Raw genomic sequence first — 21,778 nt, forward strand, 5'->3', positions numbered from 1 at the left:
CTAAAGGTCTGTCGCTAGGGGTTGTTCCGAATACGTGTCGCCTTGGTGATCAAGCGTAATCCCTAGATGGAACGAAATGTTCGAATCGGCGCCGGCCTGGGTTTCTACGGCGACGCATGGGAGCCTGTGGCCGCGAGCATTGAGCGTGGTGGTGTTCACTACATCGCAAGCGACCATCTGGCCGAGCTGACGCTGGCCATCCTGCAAAAGGACCGGCAGCGCGACCCTGCACTGGGCTATGCACGCGATGTGGTCCCCATGCTGATGAAGCTGTGGCCGTTGATGCAGGCGCGCGGCGTCAAGTTCATCTGCAACGCGGGCGGGCTCAATCCTGCGGGCGCCGGCGCTGCCTTGCGCGCGGCGTTTGCGGCCAAGGGATGGAAGGCGCGCATCGCGGTGGTCACCGGTGACGAAGTGTTGCCGCAGCTCGCAGAGCTCGCGCCGCCGCATATGTTCAACGGCCAGGCGTTTGAGTCCGTGCGCGAGCGCATGGTGTTTGCCAATGCCTATGTGGGCGCGCGGCCTATTGTGTCGGCGCTGCAGCAGGGCGCCGATATTGTGGTGACAGGGCGCGTCGCCGATGCGGCGCTGTTCCTGGCGCCGCTGGTGCATGAATTCAACTGGAAGCTGGAGGACGCAAAAACGCCGGCCGAGCTGGATCGGCTGGCGCAAGGGCTGGCGGTGGGGCACTTGCTCGAATGTTCGGGCCAGGGCAGCGGCGGCAACTTTGGCAGCCAGCAGGCGTGGAAGGCCATTCCCGATCTCGCCCACATCGGCTATCCCATCGCCGAGGTCAGCGTAGACGGCACGGCGCTGATCACCAAGGCACCGGGCACGGGTGGCCGCATCAATTTCGATACGGTGCGCCAGCAACTGCTGTATGAAGTGCACGACCCGGGGCACTATGCCTCGCCCGATGTGGTGATGGATTTATCGGCGGTGCGGCTCGAAGACCTGGGCGACGATGCCGTGCGCATGACGGGCGTGCGCGGCCACGCGCGGCCCGCGCAACTCAAGGTGGTGGGCGGGTTTCGCGACGGCTACAAGGCCGAGGTCACCTGGGGCTTTAGCTGGCCTGATGCGCATGACAAGGCACTGGCAGCTGTGGAGATGGTGAAAGCCCGGCTGAGGGAAAAGCGCCAGGCGCACGACGAACTCTTTGTCGAATTCCCGGGGCTCAACTCGGCACATGGCCCACTGGCGCCACTGCCTGCACCTGCAGTGCTGGCGGAGCTCAACGAAGTCTGGGTCCGTATGGCGATCAGGACGCAGGACAAAGCGGTGGCCGAAGGTTTTGGCCGGCTCTTTCCGTGGATGGCCTTGAGCGGGCCGGCCTATACCTGCGGCTTTCACGGCCTGAACAACAGCAGTGAGTTGCTGGGCATCTGGCCTGCGCTGATTGACCGGCAAGCGGTTGAGGCGGCGGTGCGTGTGGAGGTGTTGCAGTCATGAGGGTGCAATTGGTGAAGCTCGCGCATGCGCGCAGCGGCGACAAGGCCGACTGGGTGGACTTTGGCCTCTTTGCCTGGAACGAGGCGGGCTACCGGATCATGGAGCGCGAGGTGACGGCCGAACGCGTGCAGGCGCACTTTGCGCCCTGGCTGCCGGGCGCGGTGCAATGCTGGCGCTTGCCCAATATCCTGGCCCTCAAGCTGGTATTGCAGGGCGCGCTGCAAGGCGGTGGTGCGCGCAACCTGCGCATGGACAACCTGGGCAAGGCCATGGCAGCAGCGCTGCTGCGCATGGAGATCGAAGTCAGCGAGGCAGAGCTGGAAGAAGCTCAGGCTGCCCCTCGTGCGGGCTGGTGGGGTGCCTGACGGGGATTGCGTAAAAATTTAAGCAAAAAAAGCCTGTACGCCTTTTGTATTGGGCGCAAGCAGCTATCAAATAAATAGCATCCAGGTGGCCGGCGAAGGTACCTGGCACCCGGGCGTCAGGCCTTGGGAATCTTGCGGGGCTTGCCGAAATCGTCAATGGCCACGTAAGTCAGGCTGGCTTCCGTGACCTTGATGTAGCGGCCCTGGGCGCGAAAGCGCTCGGCGTAGACCTCAACCTGGACCGTGATGGACGTGGTGCCGATACGCGTGACGCAGGAGAAAAACGACAGGATGTCGCCGACCCGCACCGGCTGCTTGAAGATGAACTGGTTGACGGCCACGGTTGCCATGCGCCCGTCCACGTGGCGGGCCGGTACCACCGAGCCGGCCAGGTCGACCTGCGCCATGACCCAGCCGCCGAAGATGTCGCCGTTGGCATTGCAGTCGGCCGGCATGGGAATGACCTTGAGCACCAGTTCCTTGTCGGTGGGCAACTGGACGTTCAGGGCGTCCTCGGCGTGAATGTCCGTATGGGTGCTTGATTCGGTAGACATAGGCACAATCTGAAAAAGTTATTACAACAACCTACACGATTGTCCCTCATGCGCTCCCGAGCTTCCGCTGTTGATTCTTCCCTGGCTGTGCCTGCCGCCGCGTCAGCGCCGGGCGCCGGCAAGGCGATCGCGTTCCAGCGCTCGGACCTTGGCACCCTCAAACGCCTTTTCCCCTACCTGTGGGATTACAAATGGCGCGTGCTGGCGGCCCTGAGCTTCATGGTGGGCGCCAAGATGGCCAACGTTGGTGTGCCGCTCTTGCTGAAGAACCTGGTCGACGCCATGAACTTCAAACCGGGCGACGCACAGGCGGTGCTGGTGGTGCCGGTGGCGCTGCTGCTGGCCTACGGCCTGCTGCGCCTGTCGACCACGCTTTTTACCGAACTGCGCGAACTGGTGTTTGCCAAAGCCACCGAAGGCGCGGCGCGGCGGATTTCGCTGGAAGTGTTCCGGCACCTGCATGCGCTCAGCCTGCGCTTTCACCTGGAGCGGCAAACCGGCGGCATGACGCGCGACATCGAGCGCGGCACGCGCGGCGTGCATTCGCTGATTTCGTACTCGCTCTACAGCATCATCCCCACGCTGATTGAAGTGACGTTGGTGCTGACGCTGCTGGCCGTCAAGTTCGACGTCTGGTTTGCCGGCATCACGGGCATCGCGCTCGTGTTCTACATTTTCTTCACCGTCACGGTGACCGAATGGCGCACACAGTTCCGCAAGGCCATGAATGAGCTCGATTCGTCGGCCCACAGCCGCGCCATCGACTCGCTGCTGAACTACGAAACCGTCAAGTATTTCAACAACGAAGAGTTTGAAGCCGCACGCTACGACGAAAACCTGCAGCGTTACCGGCGCGCCGCCATCAAGAGCCAGAACACGCTGAGCCTGCTCAATACCGGGCAGCAGCTCATCATCGCCATCGGGCTGGTGGCCATGCTCTGGCGCGCAACCCAGGGCGTGGTGGACGGTCGCATGACGCTGGGCGACCTGGTGATGGTCAATGCCTTCATGATCCAGCTCTACATTCCGCTCGGTTTCCTGGGTGTGATCTACCGCGAGATCAAGCAAAGCCTGACCGACCTGGACAAGATGTTTGTGTTGATGGAGCGGGAGCGTGAAATCGCCGACGTGCCGGGTGCCCAGCCTATCGTCATCGAAGGTACGCCGGCGGTACGTTTTGAGAATGTAAATTTTGCCTACGACCCGGCACGGCCCATCCTGCACAACGTGAGCTTTGAAATTCCGCCGGGCAAGACCGTCGCGGTGGTGGGCTCTTCGGGCGCCGGCAAGTCCACGCTGGCGCGCCTGCTCTACCGCTTTTACGATGTCCAGCAGGGCTGCATCACCATTGCCGGCCAGGACATCAAGCAGGTCACACAGTCCAGCGTGCGCCAGTCCATCGGCATCGTGCCGCAGGACACGGTGCTGTTCAACGACACGGTGGAATACAACATCGCCTACGGCAAGCCGGGCGCCAGCCATGCCGAGGTCGAGGAAGCGGCGCGTGCGGCCCGCATCCACGGGTTTATTGCCTCTACGCCGCTGGGTTACCAGACCATGGTGGGCGAGCGGGGCCTGAAGCTGTCGGGCGGCGAAAAGCAGCGGGTGGCCATTGCCCGCACCTTGCTGAAAAACCCGCCGGTAGTGATTTTTGACGAAGCCACTTCGGCGCTGGATTCGGCCAATGAGCGCGCCATCCAGGCCGAGCTGCGCACTGCCGCGCAAAACAAGACCACGCTGGTGATTGCGCACCGGTTGTCTACCGTGGTGGACGCGCATGAGATCCTGGTGATGGACGCCGGGCGCATTGTGGAGCGCGGCACGCACGCACAGTTGCTGGCCATGGAGGGCGCTTATGCACGCATGTGGGCGCTGCAGCAGAGTTCGGCAGAGGCTTGAGATTTAAGTGAAATCCAGGTTTTAACCATAACTGACGGGCGCAAGCAGCTATAAAATTAATAGCAAGCTGATGCCGGCACGGTTGGCCGGAATTTGCGGTTTCCAGGTAGCCATGGGATTCCCCGTAGGTAGAAAGACTGCCTGAGCTCGCATAATTGGTTCATGGAAACCAAATGGCTGGAAGATTTTGTGAGCCTGGCTGAAACCCGCAGTTTCAGCCGCTCCGCCCAATTGCGTCATGTCACCCAGCCCGCGTTTTCACGGCGTATCCAGGCGCTGGAAGCCTGGGCCGGTACCGACCTGGTGGACCGCAGCTCATATCCCACGCGGCTCACCCCTGCCGGAGAAACCCTGTACAGCCAGTCGCTGGAGATGCTGCAGGGCCTGCAGTCGACCCGCGCCATGCTGCGCGGCCACACCTCGGCCGGGCAGGACGTCATCGAGTTCGCGGTGCCGCACACCCTGGCATTTACCTTCTTTCCGGCCTGGGTCAGCAGCTTGCGCGAGAAGTTCGGCCCCATCAAGAGCCGCTTGATCGCGCTGAACGTGCACGATGCCGTATTGCGACTGGTTGAAGGCAGCTGCGACCTGTTGATCGCCTACCACCACGATTCCCAGCCTTTCCAGCTGGACCCGGACCGCTATGAAATGGTGTCGTTGGGCCAGGAAGTGCTGGCACCTTTTGTCAGGGCCAATTCCGCGGGTGAGCCCGAGTTCAGCCTGCCGGGCCGCGCCGGCCAGCCCTTGCCTTATCTGGGCTATGCGCCGGGCGCCTACCTGGGCCGCATGGTCGACATGATCCTCAAGCAGTCGAGCACGGCCATCCACCTGGACCGGGTGTACGAAACCGATATGGCCGAAGGCCTGAAGGCGATGGCGCTGGAAGGCCACGGCATCGCATTTTTGCCGCTCAGCGCCGTCAAGAAGGAATTGAGGGCCAAAAAACTGGTCAGCGCCGGCGGTAATCTGGAAATGACCATGGACGTGCGCGTGTACCGTGAGCGGCCCACCTCCAAGGAGTCTGCCAAAACCCATGCCCAGGCCTTGTGGACTTACCTGCAGGCACAAACCGGCGGCAAGGAAAAGGCTGGCGGCCGCGGCGCGGGGGCACCGGCATCGCGCTAGCCGACCGCTAGTTGCCTAAGCGGGCTGGCCTTGCGGTCAAATGCTGGCATCAGACTGACGACTAGTAGTAACCCTAAGTGGTTATAAGAAAAATGCATGGAAGATCGTCGAAACAGCATTGGTGTTTTGACATCTCCAAATTTACAGTTCGTGACGTTCAAATTTTGGTGCTTGCCCGTGCTTGTTGATTCATTTGCTGTCTGCGTTGCCTTCCTTACGGCCCTTTGTGCGGCATCGGTCTGCGCAAGGCACGGCGCCATTCGGGTGATCGCCCAGCCTGTGCGGCCACGAGTGCAGGCGGCCTGACGGTCCGCTGGCACAAAGACTGCTTACATCTGCCGTATAGTTCCGGACTTTTAATGCGTGCACCATTTTGGAAAACCCCAGAAATTGCTGTCAATGCTGCGGGTTTGCAAAACCATCAACCCTTTCACGCCGTCCGCTTTCCCCCATTTTTAGAGGCCGGGTAAACCTAGGCGTAGCCCGGGAACCAACTCTCTAGAATAGTTCGCTAATCGTTTCATTCATTACAGGAGATTCCATGAAACTCAAGCTAGTCGCTCTGTCTGTTGCATTGCTCGCCACCGGCGGTGCGTTTGCCGACACCCTTTCCAAAGTCAAGGCTTCAGGCGTTGTGACCATGGGCGTGCGTGACTCCTCCGGTGCACTGTCCTATACCCTCGGTGACGGCAAATACACCGGCTACCACGTCGAAATCTGCCAGCGCATCCTGGCCGGCCTCGAAAAAGCCGCCGAGCGCAAGCTGGAAGTCAAATACCAGCCCGTGACCTCGCAAAACCGCATTCCCCTCGTGCAAAACGGCACAGTCGACATCGAGTGCGGCTCCACCACCAACAACGCGACCCGTCAAAAAGACGTGGCCTTCGTCGTGACCACCTTCGTCGAAGAAGTCCGCATCGCGGTGAAAGCCACCTCCGGCATCACCTCCGTTGCCCAGCTCAGCGGCAAGACCGTGGCCACCACCACGGGTACCACTTCCGTGCAGACGCTGCGCAAGAACAAGCGCGCCACCGGCGTCGAGTTCAAGGAAATCTTCGGCAAGGACCACTCCGACAGCTTCCTGCTGCTCGAATCGGGCCGCGCCGATGCGTTCGTCATGGACGGTTCCATCCTGGCCGGCAACATCGCCACCGCCAAGAAGCCTTCGGACTTCAAGATCGTTGGTGAAGTGTTGAGCGTCGAGCCCATCGCCATCATGATCCGCAAGGATGACCCGCTGCTCAAGCGCCTGGCCGACGACACGGTCAAGGGCATGATCAAGTCGGGCGAGATGAACAAGCTGTGGACCAAATGGTTCCTGTCGCCGATTCCTCCGAAGAACACCAAGGTGGGCCTGGCACTGAGCGCCAGCACCAAGGCTGCCTGGGACAATCCGAACGACAAGCCCATGGAAGAGTACGCCCAGAAGTAATTCGGGTCAGGTAAATTGAGAACCCCGCCGGACATCATGCTCTGGCGGGGTTTCTCGTTTACCGTGGCATGGAAAAACAACACAACAACCCTTTGCTGGAGCCGTGATGACTTGGGATTGGCAGGTATTTCTAAATGACGACGGTAGTGGCCGAACCTACTTGCAATGGATGTTTGACGCATGGGGCTGGACGCTGTCCGTCGCCGGTGCATCCTGGGTGATCGCCATGCTGTTTGGCGCGCTGGTCGGCACACTGCGCACCTTGCCCAACAGCCCGTGGCTTGTCCGCTTTGCCAATGCCTGGGTCGAGCTGTTTCGCAACGTTCCCTTGCTGGTCCAGATTTTCATCTGGTACTTTGTGGTTCCCAAAATTTTCCCCGCCATGAAGGAGCTGCCCAGCTTCATCCTGGTGGTGTTCGCTCTCGGATTTTTCACCTCGGCGCGTATTGCCGAGCAGGTCAGGGCCGGCGTGCAGGCCTTGCCGCGCGGCCAGCGCTATGCCGGCATGGCCATGGGCTTTACCACCGTGCAGACGTACCGCTACGTGATCCTGCCCATGGCTTTTCGCATCATCATTCCGCCGCTCACCAGCGAGTCGATGAACCTCTTGAAAAATTCCTCCGTGGCTTTCGCGGTGTCGATCGCCGAGCTCACCATGTTCGCCATGCAGGCGCAGGAAGAAACTTCGCGCGGCATTGAGATCTACCTGGCGGTGACGGCCCTTTATGCAATCTCTGCCTTCGCGGTCAACCGGGTCATGGCCTTTGTTGAAAAGAAGGTCCAGATTCCCGGCTTCGTCGTAGCCGGCTCAACGGGCGGAGGGCACTGACATGCTTGGACTCGACATGAGCTTCCTGAACTGGGAGATGATTTCCCAGTTCGTCGTCAAGGGTTTTATTTTCAGCATCGAGCTGACCGTCATCGCCACCATAGGCGGCATTATTTTCGGCACCGTGCTTGCGCTGATGCGTCTGTCGGGCAAAAAATTCCTGACGGTTCCCGCGACCATCTACGTCAACGGCATGCGTTCCGTTCCGCTGGTCATGGTGATCCTGTGGTTCTTCCTGCTGGTACCTGCGTCGTTCTACACGACCTTCGGCGCCTGGGGGGCCAACTACCGCGCCGAGATTTCGGCCATCATCACCTTCGTGGCCTTTGAGGCTGCGTACTTCAGCGAAATCATGCGTGCGGGCATCCAGTCCATCTCGCGTGGGCAGGTCAATGCGGGCCGTGCCCTGGGCATGACCTATTCGCAGAACATGAAGCTGATCATCCTGCCGCAGGCTTTCCGCAACATGGTGCCCATCCTGCTGACCCAGACCATCATCCTGTTCCAGGATACTTCGCTGGTTTACGCCATCGGCGCCTACGACCTGCTCAAGGGCTTCAGCACCGCCGGCAAGATCTTCGGCCGTCCTGAAGAGGCCTACCTGCTGGCCGCCGTGGTTTATTTCGTGATCTGCTTCGGGCTGTCCTTCATGGTCAAACGCCTGAACAGCAGAATCGCCATCATTCGCTGAGATCGCTGTTTCTTAAAACACCCCCTATCTCTCAAAGAGCACACTGGAGAAGAAGATGATTGAGTTGAAAGAAGTTTCCAAATGGTACGGTGAAGTGCAGGTTCTCAATAACTGCACCACCAGCATCAAGAAGGGTGAAGTTGTTGTGGTCTGCGGCCCATCGGGCTCGGGCAAATCCACCCTCATCAAGACCATCAACGCGCTGGAGCCTTTCCAGAAGGGCCAGATCTTTGTCGACGGCAAGGCTGTGCATGACCCCAAGACCGACCTGCCCAAGCTGCGCAGCCGCGTCGGCATGGTGTTCCAGAATTTCGAGCTGTTCCCGCACCTGAGCGTGACCGAGAACCTGACGCTGGCGCAGGTCAAGGTACTGGGCCGCAAGCCCGACGAGGCCAAAAAGCACGGCCTCAAATACCTGGATCGCGTGGGCCTGATGGCGCACAAGGATAAATTCCCCGGCCAGCTCTCCGGCGGCCAGCAGCAGCGTGTGGCGATTGCCCGCGCGCTCAGCATGGACCCGATCGCCATGCTGTTTGACGAACCCACCTCCGCGCTGGACCCGGAAATGGTGGGCGAGGTGCTGGACTGCATGATGGGCCTGGCTGTCGAAGGCATGACCATGATGGTGGTGACCCACGAAATGGGCTTTGCCAAAAAAGTGGGCAGTCGCGTGATTTTCATGGATGTCGGCGGCAAGATTCTGGAAGACTGCTCGAAGGACGAGTTTTTCAGTCACCCGGAAAACCGCCAGGCGCGCACCAAGGATTTCCTCAACAAGATCCTGGCGCACTGAAAGCCATGCGCCCCGGAAAAAAAGCCCCGAACCCCGGGGCTTTTTTCATGGCGGCTCATGATGGTCGGGTGGTGTGACCAGTGCGACAATTCAGGCCATGACTTCAGCCACCCGCACACCCGCCTCCACCCTGACCATCACCCGGCCCGACGATTGGCACCTGCATGTGCGCGACGGCGAGGCCCTGCACACCGTGGTGCCGCACACGGCCGCACAGTTTGGCCGCGCCATCATCATGCCCAACCTGCGCCCGCCGGTGACCACGGCCGCCCAGGCGGCGGCGTATCGGGAGCGCATCCAGGCCGCTGTGCCGGCCGGCGTGCAGTTCGAGCCATTGATGACGCTCTACCTCACCGACAACCTGCCACCCGATGAGATCAAGCGCGCGAAAGACACCGGTGTTGTGGCGCTCAAGCTATACCCGGCTGGCGCCACCACCAACAGCGACGCCGGCGTGACCGACCTGCGCAAGACTTACAAGACACTCGAGGCCATGCAAAAGGAAGGGTTGCTGCTGCTGGTGCATGGCGAGGTGACGTCCTCCGACATCGACCTGTTCGACCGGGAGGCGGTGTTTATCGATACCCAGTTGATCCCGCTGCGCCGCGATTTCCCTGAGCTCAAGATCGTGTTTGAGCACATCACCACCCGCGAAGCCGCCCATTACGTGCGCGATGCCGGCAAGTTCACGGGCGCGACCGTCACCGCGCACCACCTGCTCTACAACCGCAATGCCATTTTCACGGGCGGCATTCGCCCGCACTACTACTGCCTGCCGGTGCTCAAGCGCGAAACGCATCGTCTGGCATTGGTAGAAGCTGCCACCAGCGGCAACAACCGCTTTTTCCTGGGTACTGACAGCGCACCGCACCCCGCGCACCTCAAAGAGCACGCAACGGGCTGCGCAGGCTGCTACACCGCCCACGCCGCCATGGAGCTTTACGCCGAAGCCTTTGATGCAGCCGGCGCATTGGACAAGCTTGAGGCCTTTGCCAGCTTCAACGGTGCGGATTTTTACGGCTTGCCGCGCAATACCGGCCGGATCACGCTCAAGAAGGAAAGCTGGCACCCGCCCGAGAGCTTTGCTTTCGGCGAGGCCGAGCTCAAGCCTTTGCGCTCGGGTGAAAACCTGCCCTGGAAACTGCACACTTCAGAAAGCACCTGATGGACCACAAGCCGCGTGTTGCCCTGCTCATTGATGCCGACAACTCGCCGGCGTCCAAGATCGACCTGATCCTCAACGAGCTGTCGACCTTCGGCGAAACGAACATCCGCCGCGCCTACGGCAACTGGAAGAAGAATGAACTCAAGGGCTGGGAAGAGGTGTTGCACGAGCATGCCATCCGACCCATGCAGCAGTTCGACTACACCAAAGGCAAGAACGCCAGCGACATGGCCATGGTGATCGACGCGCTGGAGCTGCTCTATACCGACCGGCCCGACGCCTTTGGCATCGTCTCGTCGGACGCCGACTTCACGCCGCTGGTCATGCACCTGCGCGCCAAGGGCGCAGCGGTCTACGGCTTTGGCGCGCAGAAAACGCCGGAGCCTTTTGTCAATGCGTGTTCGAGATTCCTGTTCCTCGACAAGCTGCGCCCCATCGCCGTCAGTGATGCGGCGGGCGGTGCCCACGGAGACAGCCGTGACGATGGCGAGGCGGTTGCCGCCGCGCCCCTCAGGGCCACACCCGCCCAGCTCAAGCAGGACGCCAAGCTGGTCATGCTGCTGCGCAATGCCGTCCAGGCCGCAGCCGACGACGAGGGTTGGGCGCGCGTGGGTGCTGTGGGCACGCAAATCGCCAACCAGGCCTCGTTTGACCATCGCAACTACGGCTATGCCACGCTGACCAAGCTGCTGGTGGCCACCCAGCTGTTTGACATCGCCGACGAAGGCAAGTCGACCGTCGCAGTGCGCGACAAGCGACTGAACAAGTCGGCCCGGGCCTAGGGGGCCTGCAGGTGCGAGTCGCTGCAGCCCTGCAGCCAGCGCCGGCCATGCCGATGCCGGCATGGAACCAGCCCTGGCTGCAACCCTGGCAGGAGCCTGGCGAACGCGTCGCCCAGGCCATTGCGGCGGGCACTGCGCTGCACCAGGCCCTGAATGCCGAGCAGCGTGCCCCGGTGCGCTTTGTTCCCCAAAGTGCATTGCCCGCCGGTGAGGCTTACGAGAGCTTTATTTTCAGGACAGGTGAATGCCCCACGCGCGAAGGTGCCCATGATTTTTTCAATGGCCTGTGCTGGATGCAGTTCCCCGAAACCAAAAAGAAGCTCAACCAATTGCAGGCTGCAGAGATTGCGCAGGCCGGTGTGCAAAAGGTGCGCGGCCCGGTCCGTGACGCGCTGACGCTTTTTGACGAGAACGCTGCTTTCCTGTCGGCGCCGCAACCCTTGTGGGACGCGTTGGCGGCCCGGGACTGGCAGCAACTCTTTGTAGGTTTGCGCCCACTCTGGCCGCAGGCCCGGCTGGTGCTGTTTGGCCATGCGCTGCTGGAAAAACTGATTTATCCACGAAAACCGATCACAGCCCATGTGTACCGGGCGCAAGCAGCTATCAATTCAATAGCAGATCTGGACCGCTGGATTGCTGCCGACCTGAGCGCGGACAAGCTGGCCGGCAAGCCGTTTCTTCCTTTGCCGGTGCTGGGCGTGCCCGGCTGGTGGCCCGGGAACGAGAACTTTTCCTTTTATGATGACTCCCTTGTATTCCGACCGCCACGGCTGCAAAACAACAGATAGAGATCAGCCGTCAATTTGCCCCACAGCTTGAACTGGGCTGGCAAGCCCTCATATCCTGCGCAAGGCGGGCTTTTTTCACCGACCCCACGGAGAACCCATGAAACGTATTTTTCTGTTTGTCCTGACCAACCTTGCTGTCGTGGTGGTGCTGGGCATTGTCGCCAGCCTGCTTGGCGTCAACCGCTTTCTCACGGCCAACGGGCTGAATCTGACTGCGCTGCTCGGCTTTGCACTGATCATGGGCTTCGGCGGCGCCTTTATCTCGCTGCTGATCAGCAAGCCCGTCGCCAAATGGAGCGCCGGGGTGCGGGTCATTGAGTCGCCCCAAAATGCCGACGAGGCCTGGATCGTCGAAACTGTGCGCAAGCTGGCCGACAAGGCCCAGATCGGCATGCCCGAAGTCGGCATCTTTGAAGGCGCGCCCAATGCCTTTGCCACCGGCGCGTTCAAGAATTCGTCGCTGGTGGCCGTGTCCACCGGCCTGCTGCAAGGCATGACCAAGGAAGAAATCGAAGCCGTGCTGGGCCATGAGATCGCCCACGTGGCCAACGGCGACATGGTCACCATGACGCTGATCCAGGGCGTGATGAACACCTTTGTGGTTTTCCTCTCGCGTGTGATCGGCTACGCCGTCGACAGCTTCTTGCGCCGCGGCAGCGACAACAATTCCGGCCCCGGTATCGGCTACTACGTCAGCACCATCGTGCTGGACATCGTGCTCGGTTTTGCCGCCGCCATCGTCGTGGCCTGGTTCTCGCGCCAGCGTGAGTTCCGCGCCGACGCCGGCGCCGCGCAGCTGATGGGCCGTCGCCAGCCCATGATGAACGCGCTGGCCCGCCTGGGCGGCATGCAGCCGGGCGAATTGCCCAAAGCGGTGGAAGCCATGGGTATCACCGGCAGCATCGGCAAGCTGTTTGCCACGCACCCGCCGATTGAAGAGCGCATCGCAGCATTGCAGAACAGCCAGGCTTGAACCATCAAAGGGCGCCCCCGCACAGGGCGCCCTTTTTTTCTTCCCGTTTTCTTCACAGGAGTGCAGGCATGAAAAGCTGGATCAGGCAGAACCGCAGTTTTCTGGTGTTGCTGTTGTTGTTCGGGCTGTTCCGTACCGCAATCGCGGACTGGAACCCCATTCCCTCAGGCTCCATGCGGCCCAACCTGCTCGAAGGTGACGTGGTCTTCGTCAACCGGCTGGCCTACAACGTCAAGATTCCGCTGACCGATACCGTGCTGGCGCGCACCACCGATCCGCAGCGCGGCGACGTCGTCACTTTTTCCTCGCCGGTGGACGGCGTCCGCCTGATCAAGCGGCTGGTGGCTGTGCCGGGCGACGTCGTGGAAATGCGCGACAAGGTGCTCATCATCAACGGGCAGTCAGCCCGCTATGAGGCGCTGGACACGGTGCTGGAGCCGGCCGGGCCGGTTGGCGTGCTGGTGGCCACGCACGTGAAAGAAGCCACAGCCCAGGAGCAACATGAAATCCAGTGGCTGGCCGGTGTGAAGGCCAAGGACAGCTGGGGGCCGATCACGATTCCCGCTGACCAGTACCTGATGCTGGGTGACAACCGCGACAACAGCGCAGATTCGCGCTACATAGGCCTGGTGCCGCGCAACCTGCTGATTGGGCGTGCGGAACGGATCCTGGTGTCGGCGGACATCCTGGAGAAGTGGCAACCCCGCCTTGAGCGTTTTGGCCGCTCGCTCTATTGATCAGCCGATCTGCTGATTGACTGAGGCTACAGTGGAAGCCTCAGGCCTGGCGGCTTCTCTGTACCAGCTCTATGGCGTGTGTCACTTGCGCGGGGTCCAGTCCATACATCTCGGCAAATTCCGTAGCCGTTTTCCCGCTGGCCTCAAAGGCACGCATCAGTGCTTCGCGTTTGGCAGTTTGCACTGCCATCTCCGCAAAAGCCTCGTCCAGCAAGGTGTTCGACACCTCATCCTGCGTGCGGGTGCGTTCTGCGTACTCTTCGCGGCTCAAGCCGGACGCTTCAATGGCCTCGATGAGGCGCATACGCACTTTGGGGCGCAGGTCTTCCTTTGAACGTGCCTGGCGCCGGCGGAACACTTCCATGATCGCGTGATGCACATGCTCGGGCGCTACCGGCTCGACGGGCTCGCCCTGCAGGTTGTGGCGCGGGTGGCCAGCCGCCACGCATTCGAGGTAACGCGTGGAACGGGCATGCAGGCCCAGCGCCACTTTCAGTTCGTCGCGCTTGAATGCTTCGGGGTTTTCCGCCAGCAGGTCCTGGAAAGCGCCCAGCTTGAGCGGCAGGAACTGTGCGCCGAACATTTTCGGATAGAGCTCAAACAGCTTTTCCAGCACGGGGTGGACTTCGCGAGTGCGCTGCTGCTGCGGATTGGCCGGCCGGGGGCGCTGCGGGGGGCGGGGGCGTTTGGCACGCGGGGAAGGTGTGGTGGTTTCGGTCATGTGTGTGGGTGAAAAAGATGGTGTGGCGGGGTGTTCAGAAAGCTCAGCGGGGCCTGAACATGCGAAAGAGGTTGTCGGGGGTGACGGCGAAATAATCAGCCGGGCCGCCGCCGCGAAGAATGGGCTCGGCAGCCGCCGTGTCGTAAATGCCGTCTTTGAGCAGATGCCTTGCAATGTACACGCCGACGACCTCGCCCAGGACCAGCCAGGTGGGCACCGGCACGCCGTCGGCGCCCTGCAGCTGCAGGATTTGCGTCAGCCGGCATTCAAACGATACCGGGCTTTCCTGCACGCGCGGCACGGCAATGCGTTGCGAGGCCACGGGCGTGAGGCCCGCGAGTTCGAACTCGTTGACCTCGGGCGGCACCATCGCGCAGGAACGGTTCATGGCCTCGGCCAGCGGCCGCGTCGCCAGGTTCCAGCCGAACTCGCCGGTTTCGCGGATGTTGTGCAGGCTGTCCTTGGCGCCAATGCTGGCGAAGCCGATGATGGGAGGCGTGTAGTTGAAGGCGTTGAAAAAGCTGTAGGGTGCCAGGTTGAGCTGCCCCCTGGCGTCCTGCGACGAAATCCAGCCAATGGGGCGTGGCCCCACCATGGCGTTGAAGGGATCGTGCGGCAGGCCGTGGCCTTTCGAGGGCTCGTAGTAGTGAAAGTCCTGGCCCATCACGCGGCCATCCGCTGTTGTTCGGCGTCCTGCAGCACGCTGCGCGCCAGGGCTTCCGCAACCTTGATGCCATCCACGCCGGCCGACAAGATGCCGCCGGCGTAGCTGGCGCCTTCGCCGGCCGGGTAGAGGCCGCGCACGTTGACGCTTTGCAGGTCTTCTCCGCGGCTGATGCGGATCGGCGAGGAAGTGCGCGTTTCCACCCCGGTCAGCACCGCGTCATGGGTGTCAAAGCCCTTGATCTTTTTGCCGAACACGGGAAAGGCCTCGCGCATGGCCTCGATCGCGTACGCAGGCAGGGCAGACGACAGGTCGCCGATGGTCACGCCCGGCTTGTAGGATGGGGTGATGCTGCCCAGCGCGGTCGAGGGGCGGCCCGCCACGAAGTCACCCACCAGCTGCGCCGGCGCCTGGTAATTGCTGCCGCCCAATACAAACGCGTGCGATTCGAGCTGGCGCTGCAGCGCGATGCCGGCCAGCGCGTCGCCCGCCTCGAAGCCGGGGTAGTCGCGCGGGTCTATGCCCACCACGATGCCGGCATTGGCATTGCGCTCATTGCGCGAATACTGGCTCATGCCGTTGGTCACCACGCGGCCGGGCTCGGAGGTGGCGGCCACCACCGTGCCGCCCGGGCACATGCAAAAACTGTAGACCGAGCGGCCGTTGCTGGCGTGGTGCACCAGCTTGTATTCGGCCGCGCCCAGCGACGGATGGCCGGCATGGCGGCCCCAGCGCGCGCGGTCGATGATGCCCTGCGGGTGCTCGACCCGAAAGCCGATGGAAAAGGGTTTTGCCTCGATGTACACACCGCGCGCATACAGCATGGCGAAGGTGTCGCGCGAGCTGTGGCCCAGCGCCATCACCACCTGGTCGGCACGCATCTCGTGGCTTTGGCCCGTGGCCTGGTCCAGTACCGTGAGGCCGCGCAGCTGTTTGCCTTGCGGGCCGTCCTCGATCAGCACGTCGGTCACGCGCTGCTCGAAGCGGATCTCGCCGCCCAGGGCGACGATCTGCGCGCGCATGTTTTCGACCACCTTCACCAGCTTGAAGGTGCCGATGTGCGGGTGCGCCTCGAACAGGATGTCGGCGGGCGCGCCGGCCTTCACGAACTCGTTCATCACCTTGCGGCCCAGGTGACGCGGGTCCTTGATCTGGCTGTAGAGCTTGCCGTCGGAAAAGGTGCCGGCGCCGCCTTCGCCGAACTGCACGTTCGATTCCGGGTTGAGCACGTTCTTGCGCCACAGGCCCCAGGTGTCCCGGGTGCGCTGGCGCACCGTCTTGCCGCGTTCCAGCACGATGGGCTTGAAGCCCATCTGCGCCAGCAGCAGGGCTGCGAACATACCGCAGGGGCCGAAGCCGACGACGACCGGTCGCAACGGCAAGCCGGCGGGCGCCTGGCCCACCGTGCGGTAGGCCATGTCCGGTGTGGGAAAGATGTGCGGGTTGCCGGAAAATTTCGCCAGCAGTGCGCCTTCCTGGGCCGCATCGGCGAGCGTGACGTCGACGATGTAGACCTTGAGCAGGTCTGCCTTGCGGGCATCAAAGCTGCGTTTGTGGATGTGGACGTTCTGCAGGGCGGCTGCGGCGACGCCCAGTGTCTGGGCCACCAGGGAGGGCAGGGCATCCTCCGCGTGGTCCAGCGGAAGTTTGAGTTCGGTCAGGCGAATCATGAGAGGGGCTCGTGTTGATCAAGCAACCTGCATTTTAAAGGACTGGCGGATAATGGGCCCCGTGAAGCACGCCAGACCGCCGCTGGTGCAATCTGGGAAACCAGGCACTGGAGGAACGTCCGGACTGCACAGGACAGCGTAGGAGGTAATACCTCTCCACCGTGAGGTGAGGATCAGAGCAACAGAGACGAGTCGGCCTTGGGGCAACCCCGGGCCGGGTGAAACGGGCAATCTCTACGCGCAGCAATACCAAGTAGGCCAACGTTGATGTGGTTCCGCAGAGTTGGCGGGTAGGTAGCATTGAGCCGTGGGGGCGACCCCCGGCCCAGATTAATGGCGGTCACGCCGGACTTTCTCCAAGGGGGTCCGGTGCACAGAATCCGGCTTATCGGCGGGCTTCACACTAATAAAAAAGCCCCGTTCAGCAATGAACGGGGCTTTGTCTTTGGGCCTTGCCGGCCCTGCCTGCAGCGTCTTATTTGGCGGGAGAGGCGGCGGCAGCTGGTGCCGGTGCGGTGGCGGCTGGCGCTTTACCGAAGTACTGCGCGAAAATCTTGTCGTAGGTGCCGTCGGCCTTGATGTCGGCCAGGCCCTTGTTCAGTTTTGCGAGCAGCTCGGCGTTGCCCTTTTTCACGGCCAGGCCGTATTGCTCGGGTGCAAAGCTGGCGTCGGCGATGGTCTTGAACTTCGAGCCGGTGTTGTTGTTGACGTAGTGCTCCACCACGCCGTTGTCGGCGACCACGGCGTCCACGCCGCCGGCTTCCAGCTCTTTCAGTGCCAGTGGCGTCGCTTCAAAGCGCTTGATGTTGGCGCTGTCCTTGCCCTGCAGCTTGGTGATGACTTCGTCACCCGTGGTGCCGTTCTGCACGCCGACCTTGAGTTTCTTGAGGTCGTTGAACTTGGCGATCTTCGAATCCTTCTTCACGGCGATCAGTTGCTGCGCGTCAAAGTAAGGCGACGAAAAATCCATGGTCTGCTTGCGCTCGGCCGTGATCGTGATGGCCGAGACCAGCAGGTCGCGGTCGCCCTGGTTCAGGGAGTTAAAGATGCCTTCCCATGGCGTATTCAGGAACTTGACTTCGATGCCGGCCTTCTGTGCCACGGCCTTGACGACTTCGATGTCGAAACCGACGATCTCGCCTTTGTCGTTCTGGGACTCAAAAGGTACATACGCGGCATCCGTGCCGACGACGTACACCTTGGCCGCAGGTGCGGGTGCCGAGGCGGCGGGAGCGGGTGTGCTGGCTGCGGGTGCCGGCGGCTCGGTCTTGCTGCAAGCGGCCAGAACGATACCGGCGACCAGGGTGCCGGCGGTTTGCAGGAAACGTCGCGTTGAGATGGAGTAGGAAGACATGAAGTCCCTCAAAAAAGGTTGAAATGATGGTGATGCCCGTCAAGCCATGCGGTCAGGCACGGCTTCCGGCATACGAACAAAAAGTATAAACCGCAGCCCTGGGGTCAAACAGCCCCTTTCAGTAGCCCTGGTGACTGTTCAAGGCCTTAACGCCGGTATATACCCTTACGTCCGGTCCAAGGTTTAGCAACTTTCACGCCACAGTAGTGCGGGTACTCGGTGGTGGCTTGCAAATCAATAGCGATGCCTGGCGCGTGTGCAGAAATCGTTAATGGACAAGGCCCAGCTCACGCACGCGGTCCACGTGCGCCAGCAGCGAGCGTTTGGCCACCGGCCAGATACGCGGGTCCACGTCGTCGTAGGCGCCCGCGACCCAGTCGTCGATCGTGCCTTCCGGGTGGGCCTGCATCACGCGCATGATCTTGGCTTCGCGCTGCAGGCGATGCGCCTTGAGCCGGGCGATCGCATTCTTTGCGTCCGCCAGCACGTAGCCATGCGCCGGGGCGATGAAGCCGATCTGGTGTTCGTCGCAGGCCGCGCTCAGCGCGTCCAGGGAATCCAGGTAGGCACTCATGTCGCCATCGGGCGGGTCAATGACCGTGGTGCTGCCGTTGAGGATGTGGTCGCCGCTGAACAGCAGGCCGTCTTCCACCAGCACCAGGCACACATGGTTGGCGGCATGGCCGGGTGTGTGCAGCACCTTCAGGGTATGGGTAATTTCGCCTTCCGGCCCTTTGCTGGTGAGCGCAAGCAGCTCCTGATTTGATAGCGATCGATCCGGCGAGAAGGCGCTGGCGGCGCGCGCCGTGGGTGCCGAAGGCAGGCCCAGAATCGGCGGCGCAACGCTGCACATGGCCTGCAGCGGTTTGGCGCCGGGTGAATGGTCGGGATGCGAGTGGGTGCACACAATCATGCGGATGTCGCCGCCGGCCGCCCGCCAGAGGCGCTGCAGGTGGTCGTGATCGGCCGGGCCGGGGTCGATGGCGATGTAGCCGCTGCCCGGGTCGCCGACCAGGTAGCTGTTGGTGCCCGGCCCGGTCATCACGCCGGGGTTGGGCGCCGTCAGGCGCATCACGTTGTTGAGCAGCGCCACGGGCTGTGATGTCTGCCAGTCGAGCGCGTGCACGATCTGCCCGTCCGGGCAGGTCAGCGCCAGCTCGCCGTAGGGCGCTTCGTGTTCCATATAGCGCGCTTCCTTGCCGGCCAGCAGCCCGGCGCGCGGGCAGGAGGTCCAGAGCGGGACTTCGGACGCGCAGGCCGCCAGCACCGAGGCCACGTCGGGGTAGTGCTGCAGTCTTTCCAGTGTGCGTATCGTGGGGAAGATGATGAAGAAACCCCCTGCCGCGTGCCGCGCCAGCGCCTCGGCCGGCCGCACCCAGACCGGCTCAAACTGCTCGGCCTCGTCGGCCACCGGGTTTTGCCCTTCGGGCATGCGGGCAACAAGAAAAGGCACGTCAAAGCGGCGCGGCAGGTCGCGGTCGGTGATCCAGTGCGCCAGCACAAACACCTGGTCACCGGCCAGCGTCAAGCCGCGCTCCCGGCATTGCACGGCGAAGGACGCCTTGCGGTCCAGTGCTGCGATGTCGGCGGTCGTGGCATAACTGCCGTCGACGTGGCGCGCCAGCAGCACGCCGAGTTCCTCAAAACTTTCGCGGATAGCCGCGATGGCCTGTGTCAGGTGCAGGTCGCTTTGCGTGGCCCGCCGCGTAGACTGTGCATGCGCCGCGGCATCCGCCGCGTCGATGCCGCCGCCGGGAAAGACATAAGCCCCCGGGGCGAAGCTGGCGCTCGTGGAGCGCCGTGTCATCAGGACTTCGACGCCGTGCGGGGTGTCGCGCAGCAACAGCACGGTGGCCGCCGGGCGTACAGGCGCGGGTTCGCGCGAAGGATGGAGCAATTGGGAAGGACGTGGCATCCGCAAATTATGGCTTCGGGGCTGCGCGGGCGTTGCCGGCGGGTTTGGGCGTATTTTTCTGCCCTGCAAAACCGTGGCAAACCATGCGTATCGCCCTGAATTCCTTCAAAACCACGGCCGGTGGGTGCGAAATGGCCGATTCACCTCTTTAAGTGCCGCCTTCGCACCGCAGATAATTCCCCCATGCGAATCCGATTCACCAAAATGCAGGGCGCGGGCAATGACTTTGTCATGCTCGACGAAACCCGCGCCCCGCTGGGCCTCTCCACCGCGCAATACCGCTTCCTGGCCGATCGCCACTTCGGCGTGGGCGCCGACCAGATTCTCTCGGTGCGGCCGCCGCCTGCGGATGCGGGGGAGGGCATCGACTTCGAGTACGTGATCCACAACGCCGACGGCGGCGAGGTTGAGCAGTGCGGCAACGGCGCGCGCTGCTTTGTGCGCTTTGTACGCGAGCAGGGGCTGACGACAAAGGACGTTGTGAGGGTCAAGACCCTCGGCGGGATCATCGAGCCGCGCCTGCAGGCTGACGGGCGTGTCACGGTCGACATGGGCGCCCCGGTGTTTGACCCGGTACGGATTCCTTTTGATGCTTCGGGCCTTACGCCTGTGACCCAAGGCTCATGGCAAAAATGGCCGCTAGCCCTTGATGGGTCAGCGCAAGCAGCTCCTCTTTTGATAGCGGCCTTGTCGATGGGCAACCCGCACGCGGTGCAACTGGTGGATGACGTCGACGCTGCGCCGGTGCTGCAAACCGGCCCGCTGATTGAAAACCACGTGCGTTTTCCGCGCCGTGTGAACGCCGGCTTCATGCAGGTGGTTTCGCGCAGCCAGATTCGCCTGCGGGTCTACGAACGCGGCGCGGGCGAGACGCTGGCCTGCGGCACAGGCGCCTGCGCGGCGGTGGTGGCGGGCATACGCTGGGGCCTGCTGGATGCGCGGGTGGACGTGATGACGCGGGGCGGCCAGCTCACCATTGAGTGGCCCGGCGGACTCGACGCGCCTGTCATGATGACCGGGCCGGCTACTACGGTGTTTGAGTCCGAGATCAATATCCCCGATGGGATCTGAAAACTGCCTTTCGACGAAAGCGGATGTAACGCGGGCGCAGTATGCCTTTGCGCCTGCTGCAAAACTGAGGACAATGCCCGGATGAATCCAACTGAACACCCCATCACCGAAGACGACATCGCCAACTTCCTGGCCAACACGCCCGACTTCTTCGAGCGCCACGCCGAACTGCTGGCTTCGGTGCAACTGTCCAGCGGACACGGCAACCGTGCCGTCAGCCTGCAGGAACGCCAGGCCTTGATGCTGCGCGAAAAGATCAAGGGCCTGGAAACGCGGATGGTCGACATGATCCGTCACGGGCAGGACAACGTGGCGATTGCCGACAAGATGCAGCGCTGGACACGCAAGCTGCTGCAGGCGACGCAGGCGCGCGACTTGCCGGGCGCCATTGTCGAAGGCATCACCGGCGAATTCCTGATCCCGCAGGCTGCCATCAAGGTCTGGGACGTGAACGGGATTTTTTCGGATGAAAGCTTTGCGACCGATGTGAGCGAGGACGCCAAAACCTTTGCATCGTCATTGAGCGCACCCTACTGCGGCGTCAATTCGGGCTTCGAAGCGGTCAACTGGCTGCCCGAGCCCGCGGTGGCATTGTCGATCGCGTTGATACCGCTGCGCGCTGCGGCGGGGGCGGAAGTCTCGGGCCTGCTCGTGCTGGCCTCACCCGACCCGGAACGTTTTCACAGCGGCATGGGCACGGATTTCCTGGAGCGCCTGGGCGAACTGGCCGGCGCGGCGCTGACGCGGCTGCGGCCCCAGCCGGTCACTGCCGAATAGGCACCGGGGCCATGCACCACG

Annotated in this window: 21 protein-coding genes and 1 other RNA gene; 16 read left to right on the forward strand and 6 right to left on the reverse strand. The window is 62.4% G+C overall.

From position 1 onward, the window contains the following. Positions 1-66 precede the first annotated feature (66 nt). On the forward strand, positions 67-1,452 hold the full coding sequence (locus tag AC1DY9_RS11895; RefSeq protein ID WP_477666613.1) for an acyclic terpene utilization AtuA family protein: 1,386 nt from the start codon (positions 67-69) through the stop codon (positions 1,450-1,452). Further along, positions 1,449-1,817 carry an AtuA-related protein gene (locus AC1DY9_RS11900; RefSeq protein ID WP_477666614.1) on the forward strand — a complete coding sequence of 123 codons (369 nt, stop codon included), beginning with the start codon at positions 1,449-1,451 and terminating at the stop codon, positions 1,815-1,817. The genes AC1DY9_RS11895 and AC1DY9_RS11900 overlap by 4 nt, the downstream gene beginning before the upstream one ends. A gap of 116 nt (positions 1,818-1,933) precedes the next feature. On the opposite strand, the gene AC1DY9_RS11905 is transcribed toward AC1DY9_RS11900, so the two are convergent. Beyond that, complete coding sequence (locus tag AC1DY9_RS11905) at positions 1,934-2,371, reverse strand: acyl-CoA thioesterase (protein ID WP_457281131.1); 438 nt, start codon at positions 2,369-2,371, stop codon at positions 1,934-1,936. Positions 2,372-2,419: 48 nt separating this feature from the next. On the opposite strand from AC1DY9_RS11905, the gene AC1DY9_RS11910 reads away from it, so the two are divergent. The 11 genes from AC1DY9_RS11910 (at position 2,420) to lepB (ending at position 13,585) form a co-directional block, all read left to right on the forward strand. Beyond that, the gene (locus AC1DY9_RS11910; RefSeq protein ID WP_477666615.1) at positions 2,420-4,270 is read left to right on the forward strand and encodes an ABCB family ABC transporter ATP-binding protein/permease; all 1,851 of its coding nucleotides are present in this window, start codon (positions 2,420-2,422) and stop codon (positions 4,268-4,270) included. A gap of 162 nt (positions 4,271-4,432) precedes the next feature. Next, a complete protein-coding gene (locus AC1DY9_RS11915) occupies positions 4,433-5,395 on the forward strand; it encodes a LysR substrate-binding domain-containing protein (RefSeq protein ID WP_457281129.1) in 963 nt (320 codons plus the stop codon). Positions 5,396-5,936: 541 nt separating this feature from the next. Continuing rightward, positions 5,937-6,827 (forward strand): transporter substrate-binding domain-containing protein, encoded by an 891-nt coding sequence (locus AC1DY9_RS11920; protein WP_457281128.1) that lies wholly within the window; start codon positions 5,937-5,939, stop codon positions 6,825-6,827. 106 nt (positions 6,828-6,933) lie between these two features. After that, positions 6,934-7,656, forward strand: coding sequence for an amino acid ABC transporter permease (locus AC1DY9_RS11925; protein ID WP_457281127.1), 723 nt, complete (start codon positions 6,934-6,936; stop codon positions 7,654-7,656). A gap of 1 nt (position 7,657) precedes the next feature. Next, a complete protein-coding gene (locus AC1DY9_RS11930; protein ID WP_457281126.1) occupies positions 7,658-8,347 on the forward strand; it encodes an amino acid ABC transporter permease in 690 nt (229 codons plus the stop codon). Between the two features lie 55 nt (positions 8,348-8,402). After that, on the forward strand, positions 8,403-9,140 hold the full coding sequence (locus tag AC1DY9_RS11935; protein WP_457281125.1) for an amino acid ABC transporter ATP-binding protein: 738 nt from the start codon (positions 8,403-8,405) through the stop codon (positions 9,138-9,140). A gap of 97 nt (positions 9,141-9,237) precedes the next feature. Further along, positions 9,238-10,305: a dihydroorotase gene (gene pyrC, locus AC1DY9_RS11940; RefSeq protein ID WP_477666616.1), complete on the forward strand. Its 1,068-nt coding sequence runs from the start codon at positions 9,238-9,240 to the stop codon at positions 10,303-10,305. Beyond that, on the forward strand, positions 10,305-11,087 hold the full coding sequence (locus AC1DY9_RS11945; RefSeq protein WP_457281123.1) for an NYN domain-containing protein: 783 nt from the start codon (positions 10,305-10,307) through the stop codon (positions 11,085-11,087). Before pyrC ends, AC1DY9_RS11945 begins: the two co-directional genes overlap by 1 nt. Positions 11,088-11,134: 47 nt before the next feature. Further along, the gene (locus AC1DY9_RS11950) at positions 11,135-11,875 is read left to right on the forward strand and encodes a DUF3025 domain-containing protein (RefSeq protein WP_477666767.1); all 741 of its coding nucleotides are present in this window, start codon (positions 11,135-11,137) and stop codon (positions 11,873-11,875) included. A 97-nt stretch (positions 11,876-11,972) separates the two neighbouring features. Then, entirely contained in the window at positions 11,973-12,848 is an 876-nt protein-coding gene (gene htpX, locus AC1DY9_RS11955) for a protease HtpX (protein WP_477656648.1), read from the forward strand. A 68-nt stretch (positions 12,849-12,916) separates the two neighbouring features. After that, entirely contained in the window at positions 12,917-13,585 is a 669-nt protein-coding gene (lepB, locus tag AC1DY9_RS11960; protein WP_457281121.1) for a signal peptidase I, read from the forward strand. A 40-nt stretch (positions 13,586-13,625) separates the two neighbouring features. On the opposite strand, the gene AC1DY9_RS11965 is transcribed toward lepB, so the two are convergent. Genes AC1DY9_RS11965 through AC1DY9_RS11975 form a run of 3 tightly spaced genes read right to left on the reverse strand, consistent with a single transcriptional unit; the run spans position 13,626 to position 16,640 of the window. Beyond that, a complete protein-coding gene (locus AC1DY9_RS11965) occupies positions 13,626-14,306 on the reverse strand; it encodes a ProQ/FINO family protein (RefSeq protein WP_457281120.1) in 681 nt (226 codons plus the stop codon). A gap of 43 nt (positions 14,307-14,349) precedes the next feature. Then, positions 14,350-14,970, reverse strand: coding sequence for a flavin reductase family protein (locus AC1DY9_RS11970; RefSeq protein ID WP_457281119.1), 621 nt, complete (start codon positions 14,968-14,970; stop codon positions 14,350-14,352). Continuing rightward, on the reverse strand, positions 14,970-16,640 hold the full coding sequence (locus AC1DY9_RS11975; RefSeq protein ID WP_457281118.1) for an NAD(P)/FAD-dependent oxidoreductase: 1,671 nt from the start codon (positions 16,638-16,640) through the stop codon (positions 14,970-14,972). The genes AC1DY9_RS11970 and AC1DY9_RS11975 overlap by 1 nt, the downstream gene beginning before the upstream one ends. A 63-nt stretch (positions 16,641-16,703) precedes the next feature. On the opposite strand from AC1DY9_RS11975, the gene rnpB reads away from it, so the two are divergent. Beyond that, positions 16,704-17,044, forward strand: an RNA gene (gene rnpB / locus AC1DY9_RS11980) — RNase P RNA component class A. Positions 17,045-17,115: 71 nt separating this feature from the next. Here rnpB and AC1DY9_RS11985 read toward each other — a convergent pair. After that, positions 17,116-17,994, reverse strand: coding sequence for a basic amino acid ABC transporter substrate-binding protein (locus AC1DY9_RS11985; RefSeq protein ID WP_477666617.1), 879 nt, complete (start codon positions 17,992-17,994; stop codon positions 17,116-17,118). A 268-nt stretch (positions 17,995-18,262) separates the two neighbouring features. Then, on the reverse strand, positions 18,263-19,909 hold the full coding sequence (locus AC1DY9_RS11990) for an MBL fold metallo-hydrolase (protein ID WP_477666618.1): 1,647 nt from the start codon (positions 19,907-19,909) through the stop codon (positions 18,263-18,265). A gap of 183 nt (positions 19,910-20,092) precedes the next feature. On the opposite strand from AC1DY9_RS11990, the gene dapF reads away from it, so the two are divergent. Next, positions 20,093-20,980 (forward strand): diaminopimelate epimerase, encoded by an 888-nt coding sequence (gene dapF, locus AC1DY9_RS11995; RefSeq protein WP_477666619.1) that lies wholly within the window; start codon positions 20,093-20,095, stop codon positions 20,978-20,980. An 81-nt stretch (positions 20,981-21,061) separates the two neighbouring features. Continuing rightward, entirely contained in the window at positions 21,062-21,757 is a 696-nt protein-coding gene (locus tag AC1DY9_RS12000; protein ID WP_457281114.1) for a DUF484 family protein, read from the forward strand. The last annotated feature ends 21 nt before the right edge of the window (positions 21,758-21,778 follow it).

Source organism: Polaromonas sp. P1_F6 (assembly GCF_056405695.1).